The following is a 13,131-nucleotide window of genomic DNA, read 5'->3' as shown; positions in this document are numbered from 1 at the left end:
CGCGGCGGCGACGCCGGGCTCACTTGAGCCCGGTCGTCGCGACGCCCTGGATGAAGTAGCGCTGCAGGAAGACGAACAGCAGCAGGATGGGGGCGATCACGAGCACGGAGCCGGCCAGCAGCAGTCCGTAGTCGGTCGCGTTCTGACCGGTCGAGTAGAGCGACAGCGCCACCGGAAGGGTGTACATGTTCTCGGACTGCGCGGCGACGAGCGGCCACAGGAAGTTGTTCCACGAGGCGAGGAACGTGAGGATGCCGAGGGTCGCCAGGGGCGGACCGCACAAGGGCATCACGACGCGGGCGAAGATGCGCAGCTCGCCGGCGCCGTCGATGCGCGCCGCCTCGATGAGTTCCTCGGGGATCCCGAGCATGAACTGCCGCATGAGGAACACCCCGAGCGGGGTCGTGATGAACGGCAGGACCAGCGCCGCATAGCTGCTGGTGAGACCGAACGACGAGACCATGACGAAGAGGGGCACGAACGTGACCACGCCCGGCACCATGAGGGTCACGAGCACGACGCCGAAGAGGATCCGCTTGCCGGGAAAGTCCATCTTCGCCAGGGCGTATCCGACCATCGAGCAGAACACGAGGTTGCCGAGCACCGTCAGCAGTGCCACGACGATGCTGTTGGTGAAGAACCGGCCGATGTCGAGCGGACCGAACCACTGGGCGAAGTTCTCCCAGGTGAACTCCTTCGGCCACCACGTCGGCGGACGCTGGAGGATCTCGGACTGGGTCTTGACCGAGCCCAGCAGCATCCACGCGAACGGCAGCAGCCAGACGACGAGCCCGACGACCAGGACGGTGTAGGTGACAGCGCGCCCGGTGAACGCGCGCCGGGCGCGGGCACGGCGGGGAGACCGGGCCGGCGCGAGCGATGAGGTTGCCATGACGTGTCCTCTCAGTCCTTGGTCCGCAGGAGCCGGAACTGCAGCAGGCTCAGCAGCGCGATCGCGAGGAACAGGATGTAGCTGGCGGCCGAGGCGACGCCGTACTGGCCGAAGCCGAACTGCTTGAACGTGTAGTAGGCGACCGACAGCGTCGAATCGAGCGGACCGCCCTGGGTCATCACGAACGCCTCCTCGAAGAACTGCAGGAAGCCGACCGAGATGAGCACGGCGCCCAGCAGCAGCGTCGGCCGCAGCATCGGCAGCGTGATGGAGGTGAGGCGTCGCCATGCCGAGGCGCCATCCATCATGGCGGCCTCCTTGACGTCGGTGGGGATCGCCTGGAGCCCGGCGAGGAAGATCACCATGAGCGTCCCGACGTTCCGCCAGACCGCCATCGCGATGAGCGACGGCAGCGCCCAGGTCGTGTCATTGAGCCAGTTCGGGCCCTGGATGCCGACGAGGGCGAGCGCACTGTTGAGCAGCCCGTCCGGCTGCAGGATGTAGCGCCACACGACGGCGACGGCGACGATGCTCGTGACGACCGGGGCGTAGAAGCCGACCCGCAGGAACGACACGAATCGGCCGGTGCTGGAGTTGAGCGCCAGCGCGAGAGCGAGGGCGACGGCCATCGTCACCGGGATGCCGATCACGACGAAGGTCGCGGTCACCCCCATGGACTTCAGGAACGTCGGGTCGCCGAGCACCTTGAGGTACTGGTCGAGTCCCACGAAGTTCACGGAGAACGGCGCCCGGATGTCCTGGGCGCGGAAGTCCGTGAACGACATCGCGAACGATCCGATGATCGGCACGACCATGAACGCCGCGAACACGATCACGAACGGGAGCGCGAACCCCCACGCGATCAGGCCCTGCCGACGTCTGCGAGCGGAGTGGCCGCCGGCGGGGCGGCGACCACGGCCGCGACCGGTGGCGGCGGTGGCCGCTCCGGTCGCGGCCAGTGATGCCTGAGTCATGCGGCTCAGCCCACTCCGAGTGCGTCGGCCTTGCTCTGCAGCTCTTTCATGGCGTCTGCAGGGCTCTGGGTACCGAGGCGCACCTTCTCGAGGACGGCGTCGCCGGCGGCCGCGACCTGGACCCAGGTCGTCGTGGCGGGCACGGACTTGGCGGTTTCGAGCTGCGTCCCGAAGGCCTTCAGGTTCGGCTGGGATGCCAGCGCGGCATCCTTCCACGCGGCCTGCACGGCCGGGAGGTCACCGGTCTTCTCGTACCACTGCACCTGGGTCGTGGGGTCGGTGAGCCACTGGGCGAGCTTCCACGCCGAGTGCGCGTTCTTCGAGTTCTTGAACACGGTGAGGTTCGCCCCGCCGCTGAAGGACGTCGAGGACTCCTTGGTGGGGAGCACGGCGGTCGTGAACTTGTCGGAGAAGCCGGCGCCGCCGACCTTCTCCAGCGAGCCGATCATGAAGGGTCCGTCGATGAGCATGGGGGTGTCGCCCGAGACGAAGTCGTTCTCCTGCGCGCCCGAAGACCGATCCGCCGAGGGGTTCGCGATGCCCTTCTGGAAGAAGCTCTGGTAGTACTGGTACGCCTCGACCATCTGGGGGGTGTCGAGGGTCCACTTCGAGCCGTCCTCGAGCGTGGCACCGTTCGACCACGGCATCCAGAGTGTGCCCTGGAACGAGTCGTTGCCGCCCGGCAGGCGGATGCCGTACTTGGCGCCCGCCTTGGCCTGCAGATCGGCCGCCATCTGCGACAGCTCGTCCCAGGTCGTCGGGGCCTTCGTCCAGCCGGCCTGCGCCGCGAGGTCGGTGCGGTAGTAGAGCACGCGGGTGTCGACGTACCACGGCACGCCCGTGGCCCGGTCGCCGACCTTGGTGGAGCCGACGGCACCGGGGAACGAGCCGGACGTGTCGAGGTCGGTCGGCACCGACTGGAAGGCATCGGCGAAATCGGCCATCCAGGTCGAGCCCATCATCGCGATGTCGGGCGTCGTGCCGCCGGCGATCGCGGTCTGGATCTTGCTGTACGCGGCATCCCAAGGAATGGCGGTGACCTCGACCTTGACGCCCGGGTTGGCGTCTTCGAAGGTCTTGACGAAATCGGGCAGCGCCTCGCCTTCGGCGCCCATGGCCCACAGGGTCACCGTGCCGGTCGCGGGCTCGCTGCCGATCGTGGTCGGCGCGTCGCTGCCGCCGTCTGCGGCGGTGTCGGAGCGACCGCATCCCGCGAGCGCGAGTGCCGCGACCGCGACGAGTGCGACCGCACCCAGCCGAACATGTTTCATGGTTCCTCCTCGAACGGGGACACCTGCTGCGGTGTCGCGCTCCACTGTAGTTATGCGCTTAAACCGCGTCAAGATTAAGCGCATAACTTCTTGGTCACGGCGACTGTCTCGCTTGCCGCCTCGCCTCCCGCTCCCGTTCGAAGGCGCCGAATCGCGGGTCGCGCGGGCATCCACCCACACATCGACGCCTCTGGCCTGGGGATGCCGGGCCCCGCCGACGTTCGAAGGCGCCAAGTTGCGGGTTGCGCCGGCATCCACCCACACATCGACGCCTGCGAACTAGGGATGCCACACCCCGCCGCCGTTCGAAGGCGCCGAATCGCGGGTCACGCGGGCATCCACCCACACATCGACGCCTCTGGCCTGGGGATGCCGGGCCCCGCCGCCGCTCGAAGGCGCCAAGTTGCGGGTTGCGCCGGCATCCACCCGCACATCGACGCCTCCGAACCAGGGATGCCACACCCCGCCGCCGCTCGAAGGCGCCGAATCGCGGGTCGCGCGGGCAGCCACCCGCACATCGGCGCCTCCGAACGAGGGATGCCGGGCGAGCAGCGGCCGGAAAGCGCAAACGACCGCGGCTACGCCGCGCCGTCGTCGAGGTTGTCCGAGAGGATGCCCAGGACGTGCGCCCGCACGACGCGAGCACGCTCGCCCAGGGCAGCCGCCACGGTGTCGACGAAGGCCTCGACGACGGCGGCGTGTGCGACGCGCGAGGTGTGGGCGAGCTCCTCCCGGAAGCTCACGCCGGTCGGGGCGATCACGAGCGACAGATCGGCGAGGTCGGCGAGCGGGCTCGATGCGAACGAGGTCAGCGCGAGGACCCGCGCTCCGGCCGCGCGGGCTCCCTCGGCGGCCCGCAGGCTCGCAACGTTGGCGCCCGAACCGCTGACGACGATGCAGACGTCGGCGGAGGTCAGCTGACGCGCCGCGATCTGCTGCGCGATGGCATCCGGGATCACTTCGGCGGGGCGGCCCACCGCGGTCAGGCGCATCGCGAGGTCGCTCGCGACGGGCGCGGACAGGCCGTTGGCCACGACCAGCAGGCGGGTCGCACCTGCCACGGCGGCGACCGCACTTGCGACGTCCGCATCGGTCATGAGACTGACCGCCGTCGACAGCGACTGCGCCGTGCGCGCGAGGGCCGCCCGCAGCTCGCCGACGGGACCGTCGCCGTGATCGGTCTCACGCTCGGGCTGCGCGCCGAGCTCGGCCGCGAGCGCGACCCGCAGCTGCGGGTATCCGCGGTAGCCGAGCGATTGGCACGCTCGCACGACCGAGGAGCGCGCCACGCCCGCCCGGTCGGCGAGCTGCTGCGCGGTGAGCTCCACGACCGCATCAGGCTCGGCGACGATGAGGTCGGCGACGCGTCGTTCCGTGGGCTGCAGAGCGTTGCGCATCGCGGCGATGCGCACCGTCGTCGGTGCGTCAACGGACACGCGGACCCTCCATGATTCGCCGGCGGAGCGCGCCGCTCGCGGCGTCGATCGCCATCGTCACGACGATGACCACGATGAGCAGCATCCCCACGGTGGACCACTCCCGGTACTGGGTGTAGGACGTCAGCATATCGCCGATGCCGCCGACGCCGATGAGTCCCAGAACGGCCGACGAGCGCACGTTGATCTCGAAGCGGTACAGCCAGAACGACAGGAACACCGGCTGCGCCTGCGGCCACACACCCCAGCGCAGCACCTGCGCCGTCGACCCGCCCGCGGCCCGCGCCGCCTCGATCGGCCCCGGCGGCACGGCCTCGACGGCTTCGTACCCCCACTTGCCGAGGGTGCCGATGCCGTTGACGGCGAGCGCGAGCGCGCCTGTGAGCGGCGTGAGGCCCGTCACCGACAGGATGATGATGGCGATGATCAGCTCGGGAACGGCGCGGATGACCGAGAAGACGAGCCGCAGGATGCCCCGCAGCCAGACCGGTCCGAATCCGCGAGCCGCGATCAGGCTGAGCGGCGTCGCGAGCACGATGCCGAGGATCGTGCCGACCCAGGCCATCTCGATGCTCCGCCACGTCTGCCAGAGCGCCTCGGGCAGCTTCGACCACTCCGGCGACGAGAACATGAGCCAGAGGTAGCGCCCGATGTCGGCGGGGAGGTCGGCGAGGCGATCCCAGGAGATCTGCACCGACCAGAAGGCGACGACCACGACGGCGGTCACGACGACCGCGGCGATCGCCCGCCAGGGCGAGCGGCGGCGCGCGGGGATCTGCAGCGGGCCGGAGCGGGAGGCGCGCGGAGAGGGCGGGGCCAGGGCGGTCATACGAGCCTCCGTCGGATGGCGTCGCTCGCGAGGTCGATCGCGACGACGACCACGAGCACCTCGAGGATGATGAGCGAGAGCTGGTCGTAGCGGTAGAAGGTGCGGACGGCGTCGATGAGCAGGCCGATGCCACCGGCGCCGACGAGTCCGAGGACGGTTGAGGCGCGCACGTTCAGCTCGAAGACGTAGAGGGTCTGCGAGACGAAGGCGGGCCAGGCATCCGGCACGGCGATCGCGCGGTTGATCTGCGCCTGGGTGCCGCCGGCGGCGCGGCCCGCTTCGATGGCCCCGGCATCCGTCGCGTCGATCGACTCGGAGACGAGCTTCACGATGATGCCGATGTTGAAGACCGCGAGCGCGATGATGCCCGGGAGGGCGCCGACGCCGACCATCGCGACCAGCACCGCCGCGTAGACGAGTTCGGGAACGGCGCGGATGACGTTGAGGAACGTCCGCACCGCGCCGCGGAACACCGGGTGCGGGTTCGTGGGGCGCGCCGCCCAGAACGACAGCGGCAGCGAGATCGCCGCGCCCACGACGGTGCCGAGGACGGCCATCTGCAGAGTTTCGATCATGGGCGCGACGGTGCGCGGGAAGAACGACCAGTCCGGGGTGAGCAGGGCGACGACCTTGGTGGCGCCGTTCCGCCAGTTGTTGACGATCGGCGCGATATCCAGGCCCACGCCGATGCCGGGGAGGCACGTGATCACCGTGATCGCGACGACGACGGCGATCGCGATCCACACGCCCGCGCGTCGCCGGGGACGGGCGGGAACGGCGAGGGCCGCGCTCATCGGTCCAGCCGATCGTCGCCGGTCAGCGAGCGCCCGTAGATGTGCTCGAAGTCGGCATCCGTCGCGCTTCCGGCCGGGCCGTCGAAGACGACCTCGCCGGCGCGCATGCCGATGATCCGCGCCCCGTACTGGCGAGCGAGGTCGAGCAGGTGGATGTTGACGAGCACCGTGATGCCGAGGTCGGCGTTGATGCGGCGCAGGTCGCCCATGACGCCGTGCGCCGTGGGCGGGTCGAGGCTCGCGACCGGCTCGTCGGCCAGGACGATGCGGGGCTGCTGGGCGAGGGCGCGGGCGATCGCGACGCGCTGCTGCTGCCCGCCCGAGAGCGCCGAGGCGCGTTCCCAGACCTTCGAGAGGATGCCGACGCGATCGAGTGCTTCGAACGCGATCTGCTTGTCGGCGTCGCGATAGGCGCCGACAAGGGTGCGCCACCGCGGCGTGTGCGTGAGGCGCCCGACGAGGACGTTGTTCAGCACGGTCGTGCGTCCGGCGAGGTTGAACCCCTGGAAGACCATGCCGATCTGACCGCGCAGGCCGCGCAGGCGAGCGCCCCGGGCGGTGTCGACGCGCCGGCCACCGACGGTCACGGCGCCCTCGGTGACGGGGACGAGCCCGTTGATCGTGCGGATGAGGGTGGATTTGCCCGATCCCGAAAGCCCGACGATGCAGACCATCTCGCCGGGAGCGATTTCGAGGTCGACGCCGCGGAGCCCCACGGTGCCGTTCGGGTAGCGGACGGTCACGCCGTCCAGGCGGATGCCCCAGGGCGCCGAGGCCGCAGCCTCGACGCCCTGGGTGTGGATCGCAGAGGTCACTTCAGGCCCAGCTGCTCGGCGGCGCGGGCGACCACGTCGAGCGAGGAGGGGTTGGCCGGGGCGAGCTTGGTGATCGAGTAGATGCTCTTGAGCACCGCCGAGCCGGCGTCGGTGTTCGAGTAGTCGGCGAGCGCCGTGCTGATCTTGTCCTGGAGCTCGGGCGAGAGCTTCGACGAGACCGCGACGCCGTCGTTGGGGATCGGGTCGCTCAGGGCGAACACGACGACCTTCTGGCCGACGTCGGGGGTGTCCTTCTTCACGATCGTGCGGGCGTCCCAGAAGCTGAAGCCGACCTCGGCGTCGCCCTTGTAGACGGCCATGACCGAGGCGTCGTTGGCCGTGACGGGGATCTTCTGGAAGCCGTTGTCGATGTCGACGCCCTTGTCCTTCAGCGCGAGCATCGGGTAGATGTAGCCGGCGGGCGAGCCGGGGCCGAGAACGGCGACCTTCGCGCCGGCGACCTTCGTGATGGCGTCGAGACCGCTCGGCGTGGCGAGCTTGTCGGTGCCGTTGCAGTACAGCATGCCGTCCTTGTCGACGGGGGTGTCGGAGCAGTACTTGCTCGGGTTGTTCGTCATGAACTGCGCCGGGTAGGTGATGGCGCCGTTGCGCTCGGTCTGCAGCACGACCTTCGCGCCGTAGCGGTCGCTCGCCTGCCAGAGCTGCAGCGAGGGCAGGAAGCCGATCTGGGCCTGGTCGGCGCCCATGGCCTCGACCGCGGCCTGGTAGTCCTTCGACACGACACCCGTGACGGGAATGCCGAGCTTCTCGGTCAGCATGTCGGTGAGCGGCTTGGCGGTGTCGACGAGACCGGCCTGGTCCTGCGAGGGAACGAGGGCGAGCACGAGCGAGCTCGGGTCGGCGGCGGGAGCGGCCGAGCCCGACGCGTCGGATCCGCCGCTGCTGCTCGAGCAGCCGGCGAGTGCGGCGGTGGCGATGAGGGCCGTCGCGGCCGTGGCCGCGAGACGGAGGCGGGTGATACGCATGGGGATTCCTTCGATGTCGGGTCGTGCGGAGCGAGGATCAGCGGGTGCGCGCGCGAGCGTGCACCCAGTCGGTCAGGGCGGGGAGGAGTTCGGGAAGGGTGCGGGCCTGGAAGTCGGGAGCGGCATTCGGATCGGGGTATCCCCCGACGAGCGCCGTGGCGTGTCCGCGTTCGTGGGCCGGCGCGAGGTCGTTGCGCCAGATGTCGCCGACGGCGAGGACCTGGGCGCGCTCATCGAGAGCGTCGAGCATCGCGGCGAGACCCGCGGGCTTGGCGGCGTCGACGACGACACGGTCGAACAGACCGTCGAGCCCCAGGGCCACGAGGGCCTCGGGAATGCGCACGCCCGGCGCGTTCGTGACGAGGATGCGCTCGGCGTCCACGTCGGCCAGGAAGGCGGCGAGTCCCTCGGGCGCGGCGATGGGCGCGTCCTCCGTGGCGAGGCGCGCACGGCTGGCCGCGTAGCCGCGCGCGAGGTCGTCGGCGCCCGCCCCGGCGGCGGTCGCCCGAACCCGCACCAGGTCGTAGGCGTCGATCGCGGCATCCGGGTCGACGACCTCGCTGCTCCCGGCATCCGCGCCCTCGGTGACGGCGAGATCCGCGACGATCTCATCGACGAACGAGGGCGCGAGCCCGGCCTCCGCGGCCACGGCGCGCGCGTAAGCCCGCACAGGGCCGTCACCGAGGGCGACGGTACCGTCGAAGTCGAAGATGAGGATCGGACGAGGCACGGAACTCCTTGGGCTGTCGGTGACGCGCCCGCGATTCTGGACGCTTCGTCCATAGTGAGGGATGCTTGTGGACGAAATGACCACGACAGATGAACAGCCGGTAAAAGATGGCGACCCGCTCCGGGCACTCGATGCTGCTGCCGCGCGCGCCGTCGTCGATCCGCACGCCGCGATCGAGGCGCTGCCCTGGCTGGGCGATTCCATCGATGCGGATGCCTCGGACGGGCGCTTCGCACGCTGGGGCCACTCCACCGTCATCGACGAGAACACCGGATCAGAGGTTGTTTCTGCGGACCTCTTCCGAGCGTTGCATGACCGAGCCGGCATCCCGGCGACGTTCCCTGTGGGCAACGCCGGGCTGTTGCACGTCTACGGCTATCTGCTGTCCACGACGCCCACCCCGTACGGGCTGAAGCGCGAACGCTGGCTCGACGGCGCCCTCGCGCGCGCCTACGGCCGCGCCGCGGACGCCTTCCTCCCGTGGACTCCGCCGTCGGCGACGGGCACCCTCCTGCGCCGCGTCGAGGCCGCCGCCGGAGCGCTCCTCGCGACCGGAGCCGTGCACGAAGAGCCCGCCGGCGATGCCGTAGGCCGCATCGCGATCGCCCGGCGCTCCCCCACGGGGCCGGCGGCCCTCGCGTACGCGCTCGACCGCGACGGCGAGCGCCGGCTCATCACGACCTTCCCCGTCGCCTCGCCCGAGGCGGTGCTCGCCGCGGTTCGCTCAGAAGGCCCACGGCTGCGCTGGAACGCCACACCCTGACCCGCTCCCGACCACCCCCTCATCCACCGACACGGCTCATCCACAAGCACGCCTCGCTCGCGGCGCCCACCCCGCTCGGAGGCGCCGATCGGCGGGTTGCACAGGCATCCACCCACACATCGGCGCCCCTGAACAAGGGATTCCAGGCGAGCAGCAGTCTCCCCCGCGGCGCCCACCCCGCTCGGAGGCGCCGATCGGCGGGTTGCACAGGCATCCACCCACACATCGGCGCCTCCGGACGACGCACCGGCGCCGCCGGCGGTCAGAGAGCCAGAGGGTCACACCCCCGGGGCATGCGCCTCGAGGAACTCGTAGAGGTCGGTCGTGTCCACTCCGGGGAACGAGCCCGTCGGCAGCGTCGCGAGAAGGGTGCGCGGGGTGCGCACGTTCGGCCATGCCTGGTCGCGCCAGGTCGTCTCGAGCTCGGCCGGGGCGCGCCGACAGCAGACCTCGACGGCGTGCCGCGACAGACCGCGATTGGTCGTCTCGCGCCCGAGGAACCACTTCGTGTCATCGAAGCGCACGCCCACCGACACGGAGTGCGCGCCCTCGCTCGATCCCTCGACACGGGCCGTGCACCAGTACGTGCCGTTGCCCGTGTCGGTGTACTGGTAATAGGGGTTGAACTTGTCGGGGATGTCGAAGACGACGCGGCTCGTCCAGCGCCGGCAGCACAGCTGCCCCTCGATCGATCCGAGCCGGTCGGAGGGGAAGTTCACGTCGTCGTTCTCGTAGGCCTTGGTGATCGTGCCCGACTCGTGCACCTTGAGGAAGTGCACGCGGATGCCGAGGTGCCGGGTCGCGAGATTGGTGAAGCGGTGGGCGGCGGTCTCGTACGAGACCGAGTAGGTGTCGCGGAGGTCTTCGATCGACAGCGCCCGACGCGATTTGGCCTCGTGCAGGGCCGGAACGGCATGGTCCTCGGGGATCAGCAGCGCGCCCGTGAGGTAGTTGGTCTCGACCCGCTGACGCAGGAACTTGGCATAGGAGTGGGGCTCGCTGTGGCCGAGGATCCGGCTGGCGAGGGCCTGCAGCACCGCGGTGCGCGAGTCGCCCTTGGCCGGCACCGTGCTCGAGAGGTAGAGCCGCCCGTTCTTGATGTCGGCGACCGAGCGGGTGGATGCCGGCAGGTCGGCCACGTAGTGCAGCGAGAACCCCAGGTGTGCGGCGATGTCGGATGCGCCGCGCTGGGTGAGCGGGCCACCCGGATGGTCGACAGCGGCGAGGATGGCGCGGGCACGCTCTTCGAGGTCGCCGAAGTAGTTGTCCTCGCGGCGCATGAGGTGGCGCAGTTCGACGTTCGCCCGGCGGGCCTCCTCCGGTGTCGCGGAACGCTCGTCGCCCAGCCGTTCGATCTCGCCCTGCAGGGCGAGAAGGGCGCGCAGCGCGTCGTCGGGCACCGACTTGCCGATCCGGAAGGGCTCGATCCCGAGCGCGCGGAACGTCTGCCCCTTCATCGCGCGTTCGAGGGCGATCTCGAGCGTCGCGCGCTCGTCGAGCGTCTCGGCTTCGAGCAGCTGGTCGACGGTCGCGCCGAGCGCACGGGCGATCGTGCGCAGCAGCGTGAGCTTCGGCTCGCGCTTTCCGGTCTCGATCATGGAGAGCTGGCTCGGCGCCCGCTCGACGGCGGCAGCGAGTTCGTCGAGCGTCATGCCGCGGGCGGTGCGCAACTGTCGGATGCGGCGGCCGATCGTGAGGGCATCCGCGTCGGGCGCGGTCGCGTCGTCTCCGGGGAGCTCCGACCCGAGGAGAACATCGTTGTTCGTCATGACCGGGAGTGTGTCACGAATGCAGAAGAACGGCAAAACTTCTCCCCCGAAGCTGCGGGTGCGGTGGCGTTTCTTCACGCACAGTGGGTTCACGCCCTCACCGGCGGCGCGGGGCGTCCGCCTCTCGCAGATCACTACGACACAGGAAGACAGGGCCATGACTCCCACCGCCACGGGCATCGAGCCCACGACAGACCGCCCCACCACGGGGCCCATCCCGACGACCGCGATCACCGTCACGGGCCCGCTGCGCGAGCGCTACGACGAGATCCTGACGCCCGACGCGCTCGCGTTCCTCTCCGAGTTGCACGCGCGCTTCGCCGGCCGTCGCCACGACCGTCTCGCCGATCGGATGCGCCGCCGCTTCGAGATCGGCAACGGTCACGACCCCCAGTTCCGCGCCGACACGGCACACATCCGCGAGGACGCGGAGTGGCAGGTCGCCGGCGCCGGCCCCGGACTCGAAGACCGTCGCGTCGAGATCACCGGGCCGACCGACCCGAAGATGACGATCAACGCGCTGAACTCCGGCGCGAAGGTGTGGCTGGCCGACCAGGAGGATGCCACGAGCCCCACCTGGCGGAACGTCATCGAGGGCCAGCTGTCGCTGTTCGACGCGATCCGCGGCCAGCTGTCGTACACGAGCCCGGCCACCGAGACCGCACCGGGCAAGGAGTACCGCGTCACCGCCGAGCGCACGCCCACGATCGTGATGCGCCCGCGCGGCTGGCACCTCACCGAGAAGCACATCGAGTTCACCGACCGGGCGGGGCGCCGCATGGCCGCATCCGGCTCTCTGGTGGACTACGGCCTGTACTTCTTCCACAACGCGCAGCGGCTGATCGAGAACGGTGTCGGTCCCTACTTCTACCTGCCGAAGATCGAGTCGGCCGAAGAGGCGAAGCTCTGGGACGACGTCTTCACCTTCAGCGAGGACCGCCTCGGCATCGCGCACGGCACCATCCGCGCGACGGTGCTGATCGAGACGCTGCCGGCCGCGTTCGAGATGGAGGAGATCCTCTTCGAGCTGCGCGACCACATCGCGGGACTGAACGCCGGTCGCTGGGACTACATCTTCTCGATGATCAAGAACTACCGCGGTCGCGGGGCGCGGTTCGTGCTGCCCGACCGCAGCCAGGTGACGATGACCGTGCCGTTCATGCGGGCCTACACCGAACTGCTCGTCCAGACGTGCCACAAGCGCGGGGCGTTCGCGATCGGCGGCATGAGCGCCTTCATCCCCAACCGTCGCGACCCCGAGGTGACCGCGCAGGCGTTCGAGAAGGTGTCGGCCGACAAGAAGCGCGAGGCCGGCGACGGCTTCGACGGAACCTGGGTCGCCCACCCCGATCTGATCCCGGTGGCCCGCGCCGAGTTCGACGCCGTGCTCGGCGAGCGCCCCAACCAGGTCGACCGGCAGCGCCCCGAGGTGCATGTGAAGGCATCCCAGCTGATCGACGTGCACATCGGCCTGCCGATCTCGGCATCGGGGGTGTACGCGAACGTGTCGGTGGCGATCCGCTACATCGAGGCGTGGCTGCGGGGGCTCGGCGCCGTCGCGATCGACAATCTGATGGAGGATGCCGCGACCGCCGAGATCAGCCGCAGTCAGGTCTGGCAGTGGATCCACCAGGACCGCTCCACCGAGGACGGCACGAGGATCACGCGCGACTACATCGAGGGACTGATCGGGCGAGTGCTCGGCGAGGTCGAGCGTCGCGAGGGCGACCGGTTCGACGACGCCGCGACGATCTTCCGCGAGGTGGCGCTCGGCGACGACTTCCCCACGTTCCTGACGCTGGGCGCGTACGCCGACTACCTGACCGACTGAGTCCGGTGACACGAGGGGGTGGATGCCGCGGCATCCACCCC

General features: G+C 70.0%; 12 protein-coding genes. 2 read left to right on the top strand and 10 right to left on the bottom strand.

What is annotated here, in order from left to right:
- Positions 1-19: 19 nt before the first annotated feature.
- From JOE64_RS03385 to JOE64_RS03345, 9 genes are all read right to left on the bottom strand, one after another.
- Positions 20-892: a carbohydrate ABC transporter permease gene (locus tag JOE64_RS03385; protein WP_204962957.1), complete on the bottom strand. Its 873-nt coding sequence runs from the start codon at positions 890-892 to the stop codon at positions 20-22.
- Between the two features lie 11 nt (positions 893-903).
- Positions 904-1,866, bottom strand: a complete 963-nt coding sequence (locus tag JOE64_RS03380) for a carbohydrate ABC transporter permease (protein WP_204962956.1) — start codon at positions 1,864-1,866, stop codon at positions 904-906.
- Positions 1,867-1,871: 5 nt separating this feature from the next.
- Complete coding sequence (locus JOE64_RS03375) at positions 1,872-3,137, bottom strand: sugar ABC transporter substrate-binding protein (RefSeq protein ID WP_204962955.1); 1,266 nt, start codon at positions 3,135-3,137, stop codon at positions 1,872-1,874.
- Between the two features lie 578 nt (positions 3,138-3,715).
- Positions 3,716-4,573: a MurR/RpiR family transcriptional regulator gene (locus tag JOE64_RS03370; RefSeq protein WP_204962954.1), complete on the bottom strand. Its 858-nt coding sequence runs from the start codon at positions 4,571-4,573 to the stop codon at positions 3,716-3,718.
- Entirely contained in the window at positions 4,563-5,402 is an 840-nt protein-coding gene (gene phnE / locus JOE64_RS03365; protein WP_204962953.1) for a phosphonate ABC transporter, permease protein PhnE, read from the bottom strand. Before phnE (JOE64_RS03365) ends, JOE64_RS03370 begins: the two co-directional genes overlap by 11 nt.
- Positions 5,399-6,196 carry a phosphonate ABC transporter, permease protein PhnE gene (gene phnE, locus JOE64_RS03360; RefSeq protein WP_204962952.1) on the bottom strand — a complete coding sequence of 266 codons (798 nt, stop codon included), beginning with the start codon at positions 6,194-6,196 and terminating at the stop codon, positions 5,399-5,401. The genes phnE (JOE64_RS03365) and phnE (JOE64_RS03360) overlap by 4 nt, the downstream gene beginning before the upstream one ends.
- Positions 6,193-7,011: a phosphonate ABC transporter ATP-binding protein gene (gene phnC / locus JOE64_RS03355; RefSeq protein WP_204962951.1), complete on the bottom strand. Its 819-nt coding sequence runs from the start codon at positions 7,009-7,011 to the stop codon at positions 6,193-6,195. The genes phnE (JOE64_RS03360) and phnC overlap by 4 nt, the downstream gene beginning before the upstream one ends.
- Complete coding sequence (gene phnD, locus JOE64_RS03350; RefSeq protein ID WP_204962950.1) at positions 7,008-7,997, bottom strand: phosphate/phosphite/phosphonate ABC transporter substrate-binding protein; 990 nt, start codon at positions 7,995-7,997, stop codon at positions 7,008-7,010. The genes phnC and phnD overlap by 4 nt, the downstream gene beginning before the upstream one ends.
- A gap of 37 nt (positions 7,998-8,034) precedes the next feature.
- Positions 8,035-8,727 carry an HAD family hydrolase gene (locus JOE64_RS03345; RefSeq protein WP_204962949.1) on the bottom strand — a complete coding sequence of 231 codons (693 nt, stop codon included), beginning with the start codon at positions 8,725-8,727 and terminating at the stop codon, positions 8,035-8,037.
- Between the two features lie 76 nt (positions 8,728-8,803).
- Here JOE64_RS03345 and JOE64_RS03340 point away from each other — a divergent pair, with 76 nt between their 5' ends.
- Positions 8,804-9,490 (top strand): amino acid deaminase, encoded by a 687-nt coding sequence (locus JOE64_RS03340; protein ID WP_239531692.1) that lies wholly within the window; start codon positions 8,804-8,806, stop codon positions 9,488-9,490.
- Between the two features lie 278 nt (positions 9,491-9,768).
- Here the strand turns inward: JOE64_RS03340 and JOE64_RS03335 are convergent, their stop codons facing one another.
- Positions 9,769-11,259: a helix-turn-helix transcriptional regulator gene (locus JOE64_RS03335; RefSeq protein ID WP_204962948.1), complete on the bottom strand. Its 1,491-nt coding sequence runs from the start codon at positions 11,257-11,259 to the stop codon at positions 9,769-9,771.
- Between the two features lie 157 nt (positions 11,260-11,416).
- On the opposite strand from JOE64_RS03335, the gene aceB reads away from it, so the two are divergent.
- Complete coding sequence (gene aceB / locus JOE64_RS03330; protein ID WP_239531691.1) at positions 11,417-13,090, top strand: malate synthase A; 1,674 nt, start codon at positions 11,417-11,419, stop codon at positions 13,088-13,090.
- Positions 13,091-13,131 lie beyond the last annotated feature (41 nt).

The sequence above is a fragment of the Microbacterium dextranolyticum genome (genome assembly GCF_016907295.1).
GTDB classification, from domain to species: Bacteria; Actinomycetota; Actinomycetes; order Actinomycetales; family Microbacteriaceae; genus Microbacterium; species Microbacterium dextranolyticum.
Note: the sequence above shows the minus strand (reverse complement) of the source record. Positions and strands in the feature narration are given on the sequence as shown.